This is a genomic window from Corallococcus sp. AB045, from assembly GCF_003668895.1.
Classification (GTDB): Bacteria; Myxococcota; Myxococcia; order Myxococcales; family Myxococcaceae; genus Corallococcus; species Corallococcus coralloides.
The window spans coordinates 24712-42614 of sequence record NZ_RAWN01000035.1 but is presented as its reverse complement, the minus strand read 5'-3'; the positions used below and the strand labels follow the sequence as shown (position 1 = coordinate 42614).

Below are 17903 nucleotides of genomic sequence, written 5' to 3'. Positions count from 1 at the left end.
CCCCGCCCGACCGTCGGTGTACCTGCCGACGGACGGGCGTGTTTCGTGCGGCGCGGCGGCTCCAGTTACGGCATGGTGCGCCCGCGACGCAGTCCTGCGCGGGAGGCCGCATGACGACCGAGAAAATCGATACCCAGGCAATCAACACCATCCGCACGCTGTCCATGGACGCGGTGGAGAAGGCCCACTCCGGCCACCCGGGCGCGCCCATGGCGCTGGCTCCCGTGGCCTACCAGCTGTGGCAGCAGGAGCTGCGCTACGACCCGGCCACGCCGAACTGGCCGGACCGCGACCGCTTCATCCTGTCCAATGGCCACGCGTCCATGCTGCTCTACAGCCTGCTGCACCTGGCTGGCGTGAAGCGCGTGAAGGACGCCAAGGTCACCGACGTCCCCGCCGTGTCCCTGGACGACATCCGCAACTTCCGCCAGCTGGACTCCGCCACCCCGGGCCACCCGGAGTACCACTGGACCACCGGCGTGGAGACCACCACCGGCCCCCTGGGCGCGGGCGTCTCCAACAGCGTGGGCATGGCCATCGCCAGCAAGTGGCTGGGCGCCCACTTCAACAAGCCCGGCTTCGACCTGTTCACCCATGACGTCTACGCCCTCTGCGGCGACGGCGACATGATGGAGGGCGTGGCGTCCGAGGCCGCCTCGCTCGCGGGCCACCTCCAGCTGCCCAACCTGTGCTGGATCTACGACAGCAACCACATCTCCATCGACGGCAGCACCGACCTGGCCTTCACCGAAGACGTGGGCCGCCGCTTCGAGGGCTACGGCTGGCGCGTGCTCAAGGTCACCGACGCCAACGACCTGGACGCGCTGTCCAAGGCCTACAAGTCCTTCAAGGACGAGCGCGGCAAGCCCACGCTCATCATCGTCAACTCGTTCATCGGCTTCGGCTCGCCCAAGAAGCAGGGCTCCGCCAGTGCCCACGGCGAGCCCCTGGGCGCCGAGGAAATCAAGGCCACCAAGAAGGCCTACGGCTGGCCCGAGGACGCGCAGTTCCTGGTGCCCGACGGCGTGCGCGAGCGCTTCCAGGAGCGCATGGGCGCTCGTGGCAAGGCGCTGCACGACGCGTGGCAGAAGTCCCTTACGGACTACCGCAAGCAGCACCCGGAGCTGGCTCGCGAGCTGGAGGCGCTGCTCAAGCGCGAGCTGCCCGAGGGCTGGGACAAGGAGCTGCCCGTGTTCCCCGCGGACGCGAAGGGCATGGCCACCCGTGAGTCCGGCGGCAAGGTGCTCAACGCGCTGGCGAAGAACTACCCGTGGCTCGTCGGCGGCTCCGCGGACCTGAACCCGTCCACGAAGACGTACATCTCCGCGTCCACGTCCATCAAGCCGGGCGAGTACTCGGGCCGCAACATCCACTTCGGTGTGCGCGAGCACGCGATGGGCTCCGTCGTCAACGGCCTCAACCTGAGCCACGTGCGCGGCTACGGCGCCACGTTCCTCATCTTCAGTGACTACGAGCGCCCCTCCATGCGCCTGTCGTCCCTGATGGAGATTCCGTCCATCCACATCTTCACGCACGACTCCATTGGCCTGGGCGAGGACGGCCCCACGCACCAGCCCGTGGAGCAGCTGATGTCCCTGCGCGCGGTGCCGGGCAACATCGTGCTGCGCCCCGGTGACGCCAACGAGGTGACCGAGGCGTGGCGCTACATCGCGCAGCAGCAGCACCACCCGGTGGTGCTCGTGCTGTCGCGCCAGCCTGTGCCCACGCTGGACCGCACGAAGTTCGCTCCCGCGTCCGGCGTGGCCAAGGGCGCGTACACGCTGCTGGAGGCGGAGGGCGGCTCGCCGGACGTCATCCTCATCGGCACGGGCACGGAGGTGGCGCTGGTGGTGGAGGCCGCGGAGAAGCTCAAGGCCGAGGGCGTGAAGGCTCGCGTGGTGAGCATGCCTTCGTGGGAGCTGTTCGAGCAGCAGCCCCAGGACTACCAGGACAGCGTGCTGCCCCCGGGCGTGAAGGCTCGCGTCTCCGTGGAGAAGGGCGCGGCGTTCGGCTGGGAGCGCTGGACGGGACACACGGGCAGCATCATCGGCATGCGCAGCTTCGGCGCTTCCGCCCCCATCAAGGCGCTGCAGCAGAAGTTCGGCTTCACCGTGGAGAACGTGGTGAAGGAAGCGCACGCCACCATCGCCAAGGCGAAGAAGCACTGACGCGCCTGTAGAAAAAAGAAGGGCCCCGGACCCTCCCCCGAAGGTCCGGGGCACCTTTGGGTTCACCGCCGGGTCACCGGCGGGAACAACCCTGGATGCGTGTGGCTGTATCCCCCCTGCTTTAAATCCCCCCAACTCCCCCCGACTTCACCTCAGGCCGCGTAGAACACGGGGCGCGTGGGGCGCGGGTTGCTGACGAACTTCATCTCGTTGATCATCTTCTTGAAGTCCTTCTGGTCGATGCCCGTGGAGCCCTGGGCCTGCGAGCGGGTGGCGTACTTCTCGTAGGTGTCGACCACCTTCTTCGCCTCCGGCGTGAGGCGGTCGTAGTTCTGGCGCGCCCACTTCATCGTGTCGGTGAACTCGGTGCCGGCCGCCTGGCCGTCCAGGTCGCCCGCGCCCTTCTCGATGGCGGCGGTCAGGTCGTTGCCGGAAATCTTGCCCTTCTTGGCGTCCAGGCCCTCCAGCGCGTCGCGCATGGAGCTGTCGTGGAAGGTCTTGAAGCCCTCCATCTTCTTGAACATGGCGTCCGCCTCCTTCTGGGTCATGCCCTCCGGGCCGGCCTTCTTCGCGGCCTGCTGGTAGGTCTTCAGGACCTCCTTGGCCTCGGGCGTGAGGCGGCTCTCGTTCTTGGCGGCCCACTTCTCGAACTCCTTCAGCTCGGAGGTGGAGGAGTGGCCGTCCGTGTCGGAGATGCCGTCCTTGATGGCCTGGGTGAGGTCCTCGCCGGAGATGGGGCCGCTCTGCTTGTCGAGCGCCTCCGTGGCCTTGCGGGCGCTCACGTCACCGGCGCCCACCTGGCGCATCTCCTTGTTCATGGCGGCGGTCTCCGCGTCGGTGAGGCCGGAGCGGCCCTGGGCCTGCGCCGCCTTGGCGTGCTTGCGGTAGACGTCCAGGACCTCCTTGGCCTCCGGGGACAGGCGGCTCTCGTTCTTGGAGGCCCACTTCTCGAACTCCTTCAGCTCCGCGCCGGCGGCCTGGCCGTCGTGGTCCGCGGTGCCGGTCTTGATGGCGCGGGCCATGTCCTGGCCGGACACCGTGCCGCCCTGGGTCTTGCTGTCCAGGTTGGCGAGCGCCTTCTTCGCGCCGGCGTCACCCACGTCGCGCATCTCCGAGAGCATCTTCTTGAAGTCGCCCTGGGGGATGCCGGACTCGCCGCGCGCCTGGGAGAGCGCCGCGTACTTGCTGTAGATGTCCATCACCTGGCGGGCTTCCGGGGTGAGTCGCTCGCGGTTGTTGGCGGCCCAGTCCGCGACGGCGCGGTACTCACCGGAGGCGGCCTGGCCGTCCAGGTCCCCGACCGCGGCCTCGATGCTGTTCGCGAACTGCTCCGCGCCGATGGGGCCAGAGGTCTGGTTCAGCTTGTTCATCTCCACCAGGGCGCCCAGGTCCTTGGGCTGCCAGTTGTCACGCGGGCCCACGCAGCCGTGGCCCTGCGTGGAGAAGCGGTCACCCAGGTGAGAGTGGCGGGACTGCAGGTCCTGCAGCTGCGACTTCATGCCCTCCATCTGCGACTTCATGTTGTTGATGGTGGCCTTCATCTCCGCCGCCTGCTTCGCCGGGGACGAGGTCCCGCGCAGGACCGCGAGCTGCTTGTCGTTGACGGTCGCCTTGTTGAGGGTGGCGGTGACGGTGGACTTGATGGTGGTCATTTTTGATCTCCGGGTGGAGCGGCTTCCGTTGCGGAAGCGGTCATGCCGGGACCTATTGCTCGCGTCGTGCCAGCCCCCCGGACCAGCACACCCTTAAGGATTCCATGGGGTTACGCGGCGATGACGCGAACGCCGGGGTGGTGACAACAGTCACCAGCGGTGATGACAGTCATCATCCCCCCGCCCCCGGGGTGGTGACCAAAGGCATCACTTCCGGCGTGCGGGCTTGAACGCCTTGCGCACGCGCTGCTTGCCGGCGGGCCGGTCCGCGACGTGGACGTAGCCCCGCTTGAGGAAGAACGGGAGCGTGCCCGTGTAGGCCATTCCGTTGCTGATACGCGCCGAGCCCCTGGGCGGTTTCACCGGATAGCCTTCGAGGGTGGCGGCGCCTTCGCGACGCACCGCGGCCTCCACAGCGGCGAGCAGCGCGGTGGCCACGCCCTGGTTGCGCCAGCTCCGGTGGATGAAGAAGCAGGGCACGGAGGTGACGGCGTCCGCGTCGTCGCACGTGAAGCTGGGGGCCCGGTCCAGGCGCGAGAAGTGACGGCGCGGGCCGAAGGTGGCCCAGCCCACCGGTACGCCGTCCGCGTAGGCGAGGACGCCCTTCGCCTCTCCACTCGCGACCAGGGCCTTGAAGCGGCGCTTTGCTTCAGGGCCTCGCACGTCGTCGTAGCGCTCACCCTCCGGGATGCGCCAGTACATGCACCAGCAGCCGCCACAGGCGCCGTTGGGGCCGAAGAGCTTCTCCAGGTCGGGCCAGAGCTCCGGGGTGAGCTCCACGGTCTTCAGGTCGGGTGGCGCCATGGGCCGCCCGTTCTAGACGCCGCCGCGCAGCTCTGTCTCGGGCCAGAGGGCTCCGTCCCTGGGGGTGAGCAGGAAGGTCAGCTTCCCCTGGTGGAAGCCGCGCACCGGGCCCGTGGGCTCCGGGTAGCCCGGTGGCAGGCGCCAGTCCGGGGGCTGGAGCGGCGTGGCGGAGATGGACTGGCCCTGGCGCAGGGCTCCCACGTCCTGGTCCGTGAGGGCTCGCGAGGGCGTCCAGGGGAGCAGGTCGCGCCCGTGCCGTTCGATGCGAGCGCCGGGTCCCGGGTCCTTCCACGGTCCGATGGCCGTGCGCTTCAGCGCGGAGAGGTGCGCGCCGCAGCCGAGCGCGCGTCCCAGGTCCCGGGCCAGGGAGCGGACGTAGTAGCCGCCCCGGCAGGTGAGCTCCAGGATGCTGGCCCCGGGCAGGTCGTGCGACAGCCAGCGCGCGGTGTGCAGGTACACGCGCGAGGGAGGCAGGTCCACGGCTTCGCCCCGGTGGGCCTTGCGGTAGGCGGGCTCACCGCCGAGCTTCTTCGCGCTGGTCGCGGGCGGGATTTGATCCGTCCAGCCGAGGAACGGGCGCAGTGCTTCATCGAGGCGCTCGGGCGTGAGCGCGGTCGCGTCCCCTTGATGCACGAGGCGGCCGTGCAGGTCGCCGGTGTCCATCTCCGTGCCCCACTCCACGCGGGCCTCGTAGACCTTGGGCGCCGCGTGCAGGTGTTCGAAGAGGTGCGTGGCCGGGCCCACCAGCATCAGCAGCAGCCCTTCCGCGAACGGATCCAACGTGCCGCCGTGGCACAGCGCCGTGCGGCGGCCGGGCCTCGTTGCCTGGGCCTCCTCCTGGAAGGCTCGGACGGTGGTGAAGCTGGTGGCGCCCACGGGCTTGTGCGTGAGGTAGAGGCCGGGGGTCATTCGTCGTTTCCGTTCCGCTTCACCGTCGTCGCGCCCTGCTGCTTCTCCAGGTGCACGGGCGAGGTGCCGGTCTTGTCCGCGATGACTCGCGCCAGGGATTCCGCGTGCGTCGTCACCCAGATCTGGCTGTCCTCGGAGGCGCGCACGATGAGCCGGCCCAGGGGATCCAGCAGGTCCGGGTGCAGGCTGGTCTCCGGTTCGTTCAGCGCGAGGAATGGCGGCGGCCTGGGACTGAGCAGCGCCGCCAGCAGGCACAGGTAGCGCAGCGTCCCGTCCGACAGCTCCGGCGCGGCCATGGGCCTCGACAGGCCAGGCATGTGCAGGAAGAGGCTGAAGCGGCCGTTCTCCGCTCGAATCTCCAGCCTGGCTCCAGGGAAGGCGTCGTCGATGCCCTGCTCCAGGGCACGGTCATCGCCAATCTCCCAGATGGTCTGGAGCGCCGCCGCGAGGTCGCGTCCGTCCGACGCGAGCACCGGCGTGCGCACGCCCACCTGCGGGTGCCGGGGCAGCGCGTCCGGGTCCGTGCGGAAGTGGTGGTAGAAGCGCCACGCGCTCAACGTGCGTTGGACCTCGCCCAGCCTTGGGAAGCGGTGCGGTTCGGCGAGCTGATCCATCACCGACTCCGACCCCCACAGCTCCGTGGGGAACGTGATGCGCTTGCCGTCCGCGTCGCGAAGGAAGGCCGTTCGGTCCTTGCGCTCCATCAACACCAGACGCCGGCCTCCGGAGTGCGCCCAGAGGTGCTCCTCCTTCACCTCCGGATCCAGGGTGAACATCGTCTGGGGTGGCGACGTGGGCACCACGCCGCACTGCAATTCGTAGGTGAGGTCGTCCAGGTCCACCGTCACGCGCATGCGCGCCGGCTTCTTGGGGTCACGGGGGCCGGCCCACATCACGCTCGAGGTGCCGCCCTCGTCCGCCAGCGTTCGCGCGAGCCTGCCCTCCGCCGCCGCCGCGAGCAGATACAGCGCGCGATACAGGTTCGTCTTGCCGCTGCCGTTGGGCCCCACCACCACGGTCACCGGCCCCAGCTCCAGGTGGAGCTGACGCACGGAGCGGTAGCCTGCGATGTCCAGACGCGTGAGGGCCATGACGTGCGCGCGAGCCTATCCGGCCCGGAGCGCCTCCGGTGGGATGGCGTACCTGCCTGCTTCCCCGGCACCCCTGCCGTGGTGGCCGACTGGAACGTCGAAGCCATGATTGGGTATGCCTGGAGGACATGGTCCTCCTGCCCCGTTGGCTGTTGCTGGCCCTTCCCCTGGCGCTGAGCGGTTGCTTCTCCGACGGCGATGGCGTGTCACCGCTTCCTCTTCCGCCTCCGGACAGCGGCACGTCCGACGCGGGTGTTCCCGACGCGGGTATCGCGGATGCAGGGGTTCCCGACGCGGGCAGCCCCGATGCGGGTGTTCTCGATGCGGGCGTTCCCGATGCGGGCGGGGATGCCTGGGATGGGGGCGCGGTGACGCTGAGCGACCCGGGCGACATGGTGGATCCCGGGCCCTATTCGGCTTGCGTCTTCCATCCGAAGGTAGGTGAAACCGTCGCCGCCTGTGACGACCCTGCCCTCTTCGACCGGTCCATGTGCCCAGCGGGTGCGTTCGCGGACCTGGACACCGCGAGCGTGTACGAGGTCCGCGTCCGGTCCGCCAACGGGCCCAACCTCACGCCCTACACCGTGGTGCTTCCCTCGGACGGAGGCGTGGGGAGGATCAACGGTCAGCCGCTGGTCCAGCAGGACGTGGGACCCGGTGCGTTCTTCTTCTCGGCGGAGGTTCCCTTCGGGACAGGCACGCGCTGGCGCGTGTTCGCCGGCTGCGAGCGGCCGCAGCCGGGACGCATCCATGGCTGCTACGTCCAGTGCTCGCAGGGCAAGGTGCTCACCAACGGCAGCTTCACCGCGATACGCCCTGCCCAGGCCTGGGGGCCCGGTGAGTCCGCAGCCTCCGGGTTGTCCCTCGTCTCCGAGTCCGCCGTCCCGCTGGCCTACCCCGCGGACGTCTACATCGCGAAGGAGCACGCGTACGTGGTGGCCACGGGCGGAATCTTCGGGGCCGGCGGACTGGCGGTCTTCGACGTGAAGGACCGGGCCCACCCCGTGCTCAAGAAGACCGTGCAGCTTGCAGGGGACACCTACTGGAACGGCGTCTGGGCGAAGGACGACGCGCTCTACATCGCGAGCGCCAACTCCGGCGTCATCGTCTACGACATCACCGACCCGGCGAATCCCCAGTACGTGCGCGCGCTGCCCGGTGGCGCCATCAACGTGCACACCGTGCACGTGCAGGGGAACCGGCTCTACGCCATGGCTCCGGCCCCCACCAGCCAGACGCTGCTGTTCGACGTGTCCTCGCCGCTGGCGCCCGCGCTGCTCGAGCGCATCACTCCGTCAGATGCACCCGGCGGCGTCCATGACGCCTTCGCCTACGGCGACCGGCTCTACGTCAACCACACCTTCGACGGCTACATCGCCTTCGACGTAAGCGACCCGGCGCGCGTGCGGGAGCTGGGACGGTATACCTATGCCGAGTCCTACAGCCACGCGAACGCGGTGGGCACCTTCGGGGGACGCACCATCGCCTTCGAGGGTGGCGAGCTGGTGGGCGCGCACCTGCGGGTGCTGGACGTCACCGACCCCGCGAACATGCGGCTCATTGGCGGATACGCGCTGCGCCCCGAGTTCTCCATCCACAACATGGTGCTGGTGGGCACGCGGCTCTACGTCGCCTGGTACCACGAGGGCGTGCGCGTGCTGGATGTGTCCGTGCCGCCCAGCCCCCGCGAGGTGGCGTACTTCCACACGTACCGGGAGCGGGAGCCGGGGCGGTTGACGTATGGCCTCTATTCGGGCGCCATCGGCATCCGCGTGCCGGGGGACGGCTTCATCTACGTCGTGGACACGACGCGCGGGCTGCTCATCCTCTCCGAGCAGCCCTGAGCCGAAGCCTACGGAGGGGGCCGCACCTTCGTCCGGCCGCTGCCCACCTCCCGGCACAGCGCCCAGCCGTCATTGAGGACCTTGTCGGACGGCAGTGGCTCCAGCCAGCGCCGCGCCTCCTCATCGACCGTGGAGCTCTCCAGCCGCAGGCGCGCACGGACCTCTCCGCCAACGGCCCGCGAGCCATCCGAGCCGGACGGCACCAGCAGCTCCACCTCCAGGTCCCCGGTCACGACATGATCCGCGCCCGCGGACAGCGCGCGCACCCGTTCGTTGCCCATGACCACGAGCCCCGAGTCCGCCGGGTCCCCATCCATCAGGGCACCATGGACGATGAGGTCTCCCAGCACGACCACGGTCCCCGACAGGTGCACGTGGCCGTGGAGCTCCAGGGGCCCCCGGTAGATGACCAGTTGGTCGTAGTCCGCGCCGAGCGTGATGAACGTCTCCCCGTCGCGCTGCCGGGTCTCCGAGAATTGGGGGAAGGACGCCACCTGTCCGCCGTGACACGACAGCGCGTGAGCGACGATGAACTCCCAGTCCGGGGGGCTCCGCGCTTCGGGGATGGAGATGGGCTCGAAGGCCTGCCGCGTCAGCGCCGTCTCCAGCGCCTCCGCCATGCTGTCCAACCATTTGTCCCGCAGGCGCTGCTGCTCGGGCGTGGGCCAGGGAGGATTGCTGCTCCAGTGGTCCACCACCTTCCCCCCGGGAACGCGGGTGCGCAGGTCGGCGAGCGCGGCTTCGATGTCCGGACGGCGTGGGTGCATGGTGGGCTTCTAGCGCCATAGGGGAGGCTCGCGCATCCGCTCCGGGCCGTGGGCTAGACTTCCCGCGCGCTTCGCGTCGGCCGTGGACCGCGAAGCTTCCGCGCAGGAGCCTTCATCCCATGACGTCTTCCCTTCGCATTCTGGGCACGGGCCTGTTCGCCTGCGCCCTGTCCCTGTCCGGCTGTAGCGACTCCAACCCTCCCGAACCGGGACCGCCGGAGACGAAGCCCCCCGTCGAGCTCACCGACTACATCGACGTGGTCCCCAACGAGCCCTGCATGGACGCGAGCTACTCGGAGCCGAGCGCGAACTGCACCGACCCGGCCAGCTTCAAGCTGACCGGCTGTGACCTGAAGGCGGTGGGCGCCCTGGAGCCCTCCGGCGTCTACCAGGCCATCTTCCGCTACAACGCCACGAGCACGTTCGGCACGGGCTTCCGCCTGGATACCACCCCCAGCTTCCTGGGCGACCCCCTGGTGCGCAACGAGGTGGGCCCCCAGGGGTTCTTCATCACCGGGGAGATCATGAACTCCCTGCTCCGGTTGCAGCGGTACGCGCTCGCGGGCTGCCGCGTGCCGGCGCCCGGCCACATCACCGGCTGCTTCGTGCGCTGCACCGACGGCGTGCCGGACTACTCCGGCACCTTCCACGCCCGGCGGATGAACCTGAACCAGGAAGAGGACACCGGCGCCAGGGACATGCGCCTCGTCTCCGAGTCCGCCATCCCGGAGGGAGACCCCGTGGACGTCTACGTCACCAAGGGCCACGCCTACGTGGTGTCCCTGCCGCGGGGCACGAAGGAGGACGGAGGCCTGAACGTCTTCAACGTGGCGGACCCGGCCCACCCCACGCTCGTCACCCGCGTGAGCCTGCCCAACGACAACTACTGGAACGGCGTCTGGGCCAAGGGCGACGCGCTCTACGTCGCCAGCGCCAACTCCGGCGTCGTCGTCTTCGACATCACCAACCCGGCCAGCCCCCAGTACGTGCGCTCGCTGCCCGGCGGCCCTATCGACGTGCACACCGTGTTCGTGGACGGCGACCGGCTGTACGCCATGTCCCCGTCCCCCAATGGGGAGACGCTGCTGTTCGACGTGGCCTCGCCGCTGGAGCCCCAACTGCTCAGCCGCATCTCCGTGCCGCGCGAGGCGGGCAGCAGCTACCCGCACGACGCGTTCGCCTACCAGGACCGGCTCTACGTCAACCACACGCGCACCGGCTACGTCGTCATGGACGTCACCCGCCCGGACGTGACGCCCGTGCTGGGCACGTATGCCTTCACCGGCCAGTACAGCCACGCGAACGCGGTGGGCACCATCAACGGGCGCACCATCGCCTTCGAGGGCGGCGAGCGCTTCGGCGCGCACCTGCGCGTGCTGGACGTCACCGACCCGGCGAAGATCCGCCTCATCGGCGAGGTGAAGAAGCGCCCGCAGACGTCCATCCACAACATGGTGCTGGTGGGCACGCGGCTCTACGTGGCCTGGTACCACGAAGGCGTGCGCGTCTTCGACGTGGCCGACCCCGCGCACCCGAAGGAGATCGCGGCCTTCGACTCCTTCCAGGAAGCGCACCCGCGCAGCACCGACAGCCTCTACCAGGGGGCCATCGGCATCCGCGTGCCCGGCGACGGGCACGTGTACGTCGTGGACCTGTCGCGCGGGTTGCTGGTGCTGGCGGAGCCGTGACGCGCGGGCGTCACTCCGCTTCGATGCGGTTGCGGCCGTTCTCCTTCGCCCGGTAGAGCCGGGCGTCCGCGACGCGCAGCAGCTCGTCCAGGGTGGTGCCGTCACCCGGCGCCACCGCGAGCCCCGCGCTGAAGGTGACGTGGAAGGTCCCGCCCGCGTCGCCTTCGAAGGTCATCGCCGACAGCTCCTCCGCCGTGCGGGAGAGGATCTCCTTCGCGCTCTCCGGCGTCTCGCCCAGCAGCGCGACGACGAACTCCTCGCCGCCCCAGCGGGCGCGCAGGTCCTCGCGGCGGAAGCGCGCCCCCAGGAGCCGCCCCAGCCGCATCAGCACGCGGTCCCCCGCGAGGTGGCCGTGCTGGTCGTTCACCTTCTTGAAGTGGTCCACGTCCAGGAAGCACAGCGCCAGCGGCTTGTCGCTCCGGCGCGCCTCCGACAGCCGCGTGGCCACCGCCTCCACGAAGGGGCGGCGCAGCATCAGGCCGGTGAGCGCGTCGCGCTCCGTGCGCTCGCGCGACAGCCGCGCCCGCTCCAGCCGCGCGTGCACGCGGGCCCGCAGCTCCTCCTTCAGCACGGGCTTGGCCAGGTAGTCGTCCGCGCCGGCCTGGAACGCGGCCAGCCGGAACTCCAGACCCACCTGCGCGGTGATGAGCAGGACGGGCAGCTCCTGCCACTCCGGCGTCAGGCGCAGGATGCGGCACAGGTCGAACCCGCTGGGCCCGGGCATCTGCACGTCCAACAGCAGCAGGTCCGGGCGGTGCTGCGCGAGCGCGTCCAGCAGGCCGTAGGCGTTCTCCAGCCCCACCACCTCCACCGCGTCGCTCACCAGCGCCTGGGAGAGGGCGCGCACCGCCTCCGGGTCGTCATCCACCACCATCACCTTCGCGCGCTCCAGCCGGCGCGTGGCCACCAGCCGCTCCGCCGCGGTGGCGAAGTCCTGCTGGGTGAAGGGCCGGGGCAAGAACAGCGACGCGCCCGCGTGCGCCGCGCGCACGCGCTCCTGCAGGCCCCCGCCCGTGCTGGAGAAGGCCAGGGGCAGGGACTGGTGGCCCTCCATCGCGCGGAGCGCGCTCGCGGTGGCGAGCCCTGCCTCGCCCATGTGCAGGAGCGCCCCGTCCACCCACTGCCGCTCCACCGTGGCGCAGGCCTCCTGGGGCGTGGCGGCCGTCACCACGCGCACCCCCTCGCGCTCGCCCATCCGCTTCGCGTCCGCGAGCACGGCCGCGTCCTCGTCCACCACGAGCAGCGTGCCCATGGCGGCAACGACGGCCTCCTCGGGCTCCAGCTCCGGGGTGAGGACCGGCAGCGACACCCGGTCCTCCAGCGCGCGGAAGCCCGCGTCCACCCGGGCCCAGTCCAGCGTGCCCCCGGTCTTCACCGGACGGAGCACGTCCTCCAGCGCGCCCGCCGTGATGCTCACTTCGCGGAAGCCGTAGCTGCCCGCGGTGCCGTGCAGCTTGTGCACGACGCCGTAGGCCTCATCCAGGGCCGCCGCGTCGCCGTGGCGCCCCTTGCCGAGCAGCGCCTGGAGCGTGGCCAGCCGCTCCGGCAGCTTCGCGCCGTAGTCCGCGCTCAGGAGGGCCAGGCTGGCCGCGAAGTCGTCCACCGGCTCCGCGTCCTCCTCGTCCTGGGCCTCCGGGGGCGGGGGCGGGGCCACCGCGAAGAGCTGCTCCAGCCACACCGCCAGCTCCTCCGGCCGGTAGGGCTTGTGCACCACGCGCGCCACGCCCAGCTGGCGCGTGAGCAGCTCGTGGCTCTTCAGGTCCTTCCAGAAGGCGGACGCGAAGAGCACCGGCAGGCCCGGCTTCGTCTTGCGCAGCTCACGGATGAAGTCCGCGCCCGTCATGCCCGGCAGCAGGCCGTCCACGATGGCGGCGTCCACCGGCTTGGATTGGAGCACCTCGCGCGCCTCCGCGGCGGAGCGAGCGGGCGTCACCTGGTAGCCCTTTTCACGCAGGAAGGTGCAGACCAGCGTCTGGAGGTCTCGGTCATCCTCCAGGAAGAGGAGCGTCTTGGCGCTACGCGCGGTGCTCATGGCATCGCCTTTCGAGGCTCGGCCGCGGCGTCGCGGCGGGCCAGCAGTCCGTTGAGCAGCTCCCGCACGGAGGCCACCAGCTCTTCTTCAGAAGCGCGGGCCTTCGTCAGGTGCCGGGTGATGCCCAGGGTGAGCTGGCGCTGGTCGGTGCGCGACAGCTCGCGGCCGGTGAAGACGATGAGCGGCGTGGCGCGGCCCTTGCCCTGGCGCAGGATGTCCACCACCTCGAAGCCGTCCAGCCGCGGCAGCCCCACGTCCAGCACGATGAGGTCCGGAGGCGTGTCGCGCGCGAGCGCCACCGCGCTCTCCCCGTCCGCCGCTTCGATGCACAGCGCGCCCAGCCGTTCGAACTGCGCGCACAGCACCCGGCGCGTGGTGGCGTCGTCGTCCACCACCAGCACGCGCGCCTGGCCCGGCTGGCGCATGGCGTAACGCAGTGTCTTCAGCAACCGGGTTTCATCCACGGGCGTGGGCAGCCAGTCCACCAGCAGCGCCGTGCCCGCGTCCTTCGCCCCCGGCTGCGAGCGCCCGGACAGGGCCAGCACGGGCAGCTCGCGCGTGCGCGGCTGTTCCCGCAGGCGGCGCACCCAGTCCAGCACGGGACCGTCCGGCATTTGCGTGTCCACCACCAGCGCGTCCGGCAGCGCGTGCTCCACCGCCTGCACGGCCTCCGTGAGCGTGGCGGCGCGCACCACCCGGTAGCCCTCGTGCGACAGCAGGCCGCGCAGGAGGGTGGACAGGTCCGCGTCCGCGGTGACGATGAGCACGTTGTGGCGCGACTCGTCCGTGGGCAGCGCCGCGGTGGCGCCCGGCGCGGCGACACGCAGGGCCTCCAGGGTGAACTGGAAGGTGGCGCCCTGGCCCGGGGGACTCGACACCTCGATGCGGCCGCCGTGCTGCTCCACGATGGCCTGCGAGATGGCCAGCCCCAGGCCGGTGCCGCCCTTGGAGCGGGTGTCGGACGCGTCCAGCTGCTGGAAGCGGCCGAAGAGGCGGGGGAGCTTCTCCTCCGGGATGCCGGAGCCCTGGTCCGTGACGCTGAAGCGCACCCGGCCGTCCACCGAGAAGCCGGCCGCCACCACCACGGAGGCGCCCTGGGGGGAGAACTTGATGGCGTTGGAGACCAGGTTGGTGAGCACCTGGATGAGCCGGTCGCGGTCGCCCTTCACCTGCGGCGCGCCCTCCACGTCCGAGCGCAGGCTGACGTGCGCCGTCTCCGCCATGCCCTGCACGCCCGCGAGCGTGGCCTCCACCAGGTCCTGCGCCGTCTGCGGCTGGAGCTTCAGCTCCAGCATCCCGGACTCCATCTTCTCCAGGTCCAGGATGTCGTTGATGAGGCGGATGAGCCGTTCGGTGTTGGTGCGCGCGATGCGCACCATGTCCAGCGCCTGCGAGGGCAGCTCCCCCACGATGCCGTTCTCCAAGAGGCCCAGCGAGCCGCGGATGGAGGTGAGCGGCGTGCGCAGCTCGTGGCTCACGGTGGAGATGAACTCGTTCTTCATCCGCTCCACGGCCTTGCGCTCCGTGAGGTCGCGCACGAAGACGGTGGTGCGCGGCGGGCCGTCCGCGTGCACGCGCGCGAAGGTGAGCTCCGCGGGGAACACGTCGCCGTCCGCGCGCAGGCACGGCGATTCCAGACGCGCCGCGCCGTCCTCCTGGAGGAGCGCGGCGTGGACGGCTTCCCGTTGCGAGACCGGCAGCGACGCGGGCAGCGCCAGCGACAGGAAGTCCGCGCCCACCGCCCGCGCGGACGGCAGGCGGAAGTGGGACGCCGCCGCGGGGTTGAACTCCGCGACGCGGCCGGACTCGTCCAGCACCACGATGCCGTCCGGCGACGCCTCCAGGATGGCCGCCTTGCGCGCGTCGCTGGCCCGCGCCTCCGCGCTCGCGGCGGACAGGGCCTGGGTGCGCTCCGCCACGCGCGCCTCCAGCCCCCGGTTGAGCTCGCCCAGCGCCGCGGACGCCCGCGCCAGCCGCACCAGCACGACGAGCACGTAGACCACCAGCAGCAGGCACACGCCGAACAGGACGATGCGCGTGCGCTCCGCGCGGGACTGGGACTGCTCCTGGAGCTGGAGGTACGTGGTGATGAGGCGCTCGGCCTCGCCAGTGGCGCCGTGGTCCATGAGCGCCTGGAAGGACGCGTCCGTGGCGCGCTGGAGCGCCATCAGCTCCCGCGTGCGGGCCTCCAGGGCATCCAGCGCGGCAATGGCGGGGGCGGACAGCGGCTGCTTCTCACGCGCCCGGGCCAGTCGCGCCAGCGAGGCCTCCACGCGGGCGCCCGACGCCTCTCCCGGAGCGCTCGAGGCGAGCAGCACGTCCACGTCCATCGCCTCCACGTGCGCGCGCGGCGCGCCCTGGGGCAGCGCGGCGGCGGTGGCGGCGACGACGCCGGGATAGGACTCCCGCAGGGCGGCGAGCTGCTGGTCCTTCTCACGGGCCGCCGCCAGGAGTGCTCGCGAGCCCTCCAGCACGCGCAGGTACGTGTCCAGGGATGCGTTGAGCGAGCGCATGCCCTCCGCCGGGAGGAAGCCGGGCGCCGTGCGCAGCTGACGGGCGCGGGCGGCCAGCGCGTCGAAGTCCCGGTCGGACGCGCCATGCAGCTGCGCCATGCCCACGCGCTGGCGCAGCACGTCCTGCTCCAGCTCCGACGTGGCCACGCGCAGCTGCCGCAGCTGGGTGCGGTAGTGGTCGTGGTCGGCGGTGGAGCCCGGGCGGCCCAGGACGAACAGGGCACACAGCAGCACCAGGGCGCCGGCGGCCAGCGCGGCGGAGCGTTTGGACAGGCGGGGTTCCATCAGGGCACCAGGCGGCGGATTTCCTGCGGCAGGGTCATGGGGTCGAACGGCTTGCCGATGACGCCCACCGCGCCCAGCTCCAGGTAGCGCGCCACCTCCTGCTTCTGGACCTTGGCGGTCATGAAGATGATGGGCGTGTTCGCGGTGGCGGGCTGGGCGCGCAGCCGGCCGAACGTGGTGGGCCCGTCCATGCCGGGCATCATCACGTCCAGGAGGATGAGGTCGGGGCCTTCCTGGCCCGCCTTCTCCAGGGCCTCCGCGCCGGAGGACGCGAGCACCGTCTTCCACCCCCCCACACGGCTCAGGCTCAGCTGCCCGATGGTGCGGATGTCGTCCTCGTCGTCCACGAGCAGGACCTTCTCGATTTTCGCCATGGGAGGGAGTGCTCCAGGGAGAGGGGTTTGGATCGCCGTACGGAAGGCAGGGGGAAACGGATGTCCGTCAGGCGACGTCGGGCCCGGGTTCGCACTCCGGCAGGTCGAAGGAGAAGCGGGTGCCTTCGCTGGGGGAGGTGGTGAAGCGCAGGGTGCCGCCCATGCGGGCCACCAGCCCGTGGGCGATGCTCAGCCCCAGCCCGGTGCCGGGGCGCTTGCGGGTGTCGGACGCGTCCGCCTGGGCGAACTTCTGGAAGACGCGGTCCTGGAAGGCCTCCGGGATGCCGGGGCCGTGGTCCTGCACGCCCACGCGCAGGGCGCCGTCCTCGCGGGTGAGGAACAGGATGACGCGCTCGCCCTGGGGGGAGAACTTGATGGCGTTGGAGAGGAGGTTCGCCAGCACCTGGATGAAGCGGTCCTCGTCCACGCGGGCGCGGGCGTGGGGGAGGTCCACCACGGCCTCCAGGCGCACGCCGTATTCGTCCGCGTAGCCCTGGTGGGCCTGGAGCGCCTGGGCGAGCAGCGGCGCGACCTCCGTGGGCGCCAGGTTCAGGTCCAGCCGGCCGGACTCCATCTTCTCCAGGTCCAGGATGTCGTTGATGAGGCGCAGCAGCCGTTCGCTGTTCTTGTGGGCAATGCCCACCATCCGCGCCACCTGCGAGTCCAGCGGGCCGAGGATGCCGCCGCTGAGCAGCCCCAGCGAGCCGCGGATGGAGGTGAGCGGCGTGCGCAGCTCATGGCTCACGGTGGCGATGAACTCGTTCTTCATCCGCTCCACGCGCTGGCGCTCCTCCTCCAGGAGGCGGGCCTGGGTGACGTCGCGGGCGACGGCGTAGAGCAGCCCCTCTTCCGGGTCCGGCACGGCGTTCCACTGGAGCCAGCGCCAGGTGCCGTCGCGGCAGCGGGCGCGGTGCTCGAACTGGAGGACGGGGATGCCCTCCCGGGCGCGGGCCAGGTGCCGCGAGGTGTCGGCGCGGTCCTCCTCCAGGGCCAGGTCCACCAGGGACGTGCTGTAGAGCTCCGCGTCGGAGAAGCCCAGGGTGCGGCTCCAGGCTCGGGACAGGCGCAGGAAGGTGCCGTCCATGGCGGCGATGCAGAGCATGTCCACGGAGACTTCGAAGAAGCGCTCCTGCTGCTCCAGCGCCGTGCGGGCTTCGCGCTCGTTCAGGGCGTTGAGCTCCCCTTCCGCCCAGGCGGCCATGTCCGCGAGCGCGGCGCGGTCCGCGTCCGAGAAGTCCCGGGGCCGCGAGTCGATGAGGCACAGCGTGCCCACGCGGCTGCCGTCCGCGGCGCGCAGGGGGTGGCCCGCGTAGAAGCGGACGAAGGGTGCACCCAGCACGAACGGGTTGTCGTGGAAGCGCGGGTCCTTCAGCGCGTCCGGCACGATGAAGGTGGTGGGGGTGAGGATGGCGTGGGCGCAGAAGGACAGCTCGCGCGGCGTCTCCGTGCCGTCCAGGCCGATGCGGGCCTTGAACCACTGGCGGTTCTCGTCCACCAGCGAAACGAGCGCGATGGGCACTCGGAACAGGTGCGACGCGGCGCGCACGATGCGGTCGAAGCGTTCGTGCGCGGGCGTGTCCAGCAGACACAGCGAGCGCAGCGCCTGGAGGCGCCGCGGCTCATCCGCGGGCGTCGGGGGAGGAAGCATGGCGTAGCTCCCGTGCTACCCCACTTGTCTGCCATTGAGGAGAGGGACCCGCCCGAAGGCCCGGCCCCCGGGTCGGGAGTGCAGGCGAGCGGACATCCGGTTGCAGCCCGGGAGGATTTGTCTGCTGT

General features: G+C 70.8%; 12 protein-coding genes. 3 read left to right on the top strand and 9 right to left on the bottom strand.

The window, feature by feature from the left end; all coding sequences use genetic code 11:
• The first annotated feature begins 110 nt into the window (after positions 1-110).
• Positions 111-2168, top strand: a complete 2058-nt coding sequence (gene tkt / locus D7Y21_RS11300) for a transketolase (protein ID WP_199735402.1) — start codon at positions 111-113, stop codon at positions 2166-2168.
• Positions 2169-2320: 152 nt separating this feature from the next.
• Here the strand turns inward: tkt and D7Y21_RS11295 are convergent, their stop codons facing one another.
• The 4 genes from D7Y21_RS11295 to D7Y21_RS11280 all read right to left on the bottom strand — a co-directional run bounded on the left by D7Y21_RS11295 (position 2321) and on the right by D7Y21_RS11280 (position 6624).
• Complete coding sequence (locus D7Y21_RS11295) at positions 2321-3820, bottom strand: hypothetical protein (RefSeq protein WP_121713102.1); 1500 nt, start codon at positions 3818-3820, stop codon at positions 2321-2323.
• Positions 3821-4027: 207 nt separating this feature from the next.
• Positions 4028-4624: a GNAT family N-acetyltransferase gene (locus tag D7Y21_RS11290; RefSeq protein WP_121713100.1), complete on the bottom strand. Its 597-nt coding sequence runs from the start codon at positions 4622-4624 to the stop codon at positions 4028-4030.
• A gap of 12 nt (positions 4625-4636) precedes the next feature.
• Entirely contained in the window at positions 4637-5533 is an 897-nt protein-coding gene (gene truB, locus D7Y21_RS11285) for a tRNA pseudouridine(55) synthase TruB (protein ID WP_121713098.1), read from the bottom strand.
• Positions 5530-6624, bottom strand: coding sequence for an AAA family ATPase (locus tag D7Y21_RS11280; protein WP_121713096.1), 1095 nt, complete (start codon positions 6622-6624; stop codon positions 5530-5532). The genes truB and D7Y21_RS11280 overlap by 4 nt, the downstream gene beginning before the upstream one ends.
• A 128-nt stretch (positions 6625-6752) precedes the next feature.
• Here D7Y21_RS11280 and D7Y21_RS11275 point away from each other — a divergent pair, with 128 nt between their 5' ends.
• Entirely contained in the window at positions 6753-8468 is a 1716-nt protein-coding gene (locus D7Y21_RS11275; protein ID WP_199735404.1) for an LVIVD repeat-containing protein, read from the top strand.
• Positions 8469-8476: 8 nt separating this feature from the next.
• Here D7Y21_RS11275 and D7Y21_RS11270 read toward each other — a convergent pair whose 3' ends face one another.
• Entirely contained in the window at positions 8477-9235 is a 759-nt protein-coding gene (locus D7Y21_RS11270; protein ID WP_121713094.1) for a hypothetical protein, read from the bottom strand.
• A gap of 119 nt (positions 9236-9354) precedes the next feature.
• Between D7Y21_RS11270 and D7Y21_RS11265 the strand changes: the two genes are divergently transcribed.
• Complete coding sequence (locus D7Y21_RS11265) at positions 9355-10923, top strand: LVIVD repeat-containing protein (protein WP_121713092.1); 1569 nt, start codon at positions 9355-9357, stop codon at positions 10921-10923.
• Between the two features lie 10 nt (positions 10924-10933).
• Here the strand turns inward: D7Y21_RS11265 and D7Y21_RS11260 are convergent, their stop codons facing one another.
• The 4 genes from D7Y21_RS11260 to D7Y21_RS11245 form a co-directional block, all read right to left on the bottom strand.
• Positions 10934-12955: a response regulator gene (locus D7Y21_RS11260; RefSeq protein ID WP_121713090.1), complete on the bottom strand. Its 2022-nt coding sequence runs from the start codon at positions 12953-12955 to the stop codon at positions 10934-10936.
• The gene (locus tag D7Y21_RS11255; RefSeq protein ID WP_120564532.1) at positions 12952-15753 is read right to left on the bottom strand and encodes an ATP-binding protein; all 2802 of its coding nucleotides are present in this window, start codon (positions 15751-15753) and stop codon (positions 12952-12954) included. The genes D7Y21_RS11260 and D7Y21_RS11255 overlap by 4 nt, the downstream gene beginning before the upstream one ends.
• A complete protein-coding gene (locus D7Y21_RS11250) occupies positions 15753-16127 on the bottom strand; it encodes a response regulator (protein WP_014400722.1) in 375 nt (124 codons plus the stop codon). Before D7Y21_RS11250 ends, D7Y21_RS11255 begins: the two co-directional genes overlap by 1 nt.
• 67 nt (positions 16128-16194) lie before the next feature.
• Positions 16195-17775 carry an ATP-binding protein gene (locus tag D7Y21_RS11245; RefSeq protein ID WP_121713088.1) on the bottom strand — a complete coding sequence of 527 codons (1581 nt, stop codon included), beginning with the start codon at positions 17773-17775 and terminating at the stop codon, positions 16195-16197.
• Positions 17776-17903 lie beyond the last annotated feature (128 nt).

Excerpts from the sequence above, each read along its gene's own strand:
- tkt (WP_199735402.1), top strand. The coding sequence starts at position 111 with ATGACGACCGAGAAAATCGATACCCAGGCAATCAACACCATCCGCACG.
- D7Y21_RS11295 (WP_121713102.1), bottom strand. The coding sequence starts at position 3,820 with ATGACCACCATCAAGTCCACCGTCACCGCCACCCTCAACAAGGCGACC.
- D7Y21_RS11290 (WP_121713100.1), bottom strand. The coding sequence starts at position 4,624 with ATGGCGCCACCCGACCTGAAGACCGTGGAGCTCACCCCGGAGCTCTGG.
- truB (WP_121713098.1), bottom strand. The coding sequence starts at position 5,533 with ATGACCCCCGGCCTCTACCTCACGCACAAGCCCGTGGGCGCCACCAGC.
- D7Y21_RS11280 (WP_121713096.1), bottom strand. The coding sequence starts at position 6,624 with ATGGCCCTCACGCGTCTGGACATCGCAGGCTACCGCTCCGTGCGTCAG.
- D7Y21_RS11275 (WP_199735404.1), top strand. The coding sequence starts at position 6,753 with ATGGTCCTCCTGCCCCGTTGGCTGTTGCTGGCCCTTCCCCTGGCGCTG.
- D7Y21_RS11270 (WP_121713094.1), bottom strand. The coding sequence starts at position 9,235 with ATGCACCCACGCCGTCCGGACATCGAAGCCGCGCTCGCCGACCTGCGC.
- D7Y21_RS11265 (WP_121713092.1), top strand. The coding sequence starts at position 9,355 with ATGACGTCTTCCCTTCGCATTCTGGGCACGGGCCTGTTCGCCTGCGCC.
- D7Y21_RS11260 (WP_121713090.1), bottom strand. The coding sequence starts at position 12,955 with ATGAGCACCGCGCGTAGCGCCAAGACGCTCCTCTTCCTGGAGGATGAC.
- D7Y21_RS11255 (WP_120564532.1), bottom strand. The coding sequence starts at position 15,753 with ATGGAACCCCGCCTGTCCAAACGCTCCGCCGCGCTGGCCGCCGGCGCC.
- D7Y21_RS11250 (WP_014400722.1), bottom strand. The coding sequence starts at position 16,127 with ATGGCGAAAATCGAGAAGGTCCTGCTCGTGGACGACGAGGACGACATC.
- D7Y21_RS11245 (WP_121713088.1), bottom strand. The coding sequence starts at position 17,775 with ATGCTTCCTCCCCCGACGCCCGCGGATGAGCCGCGGCGCCTCCAGGCG.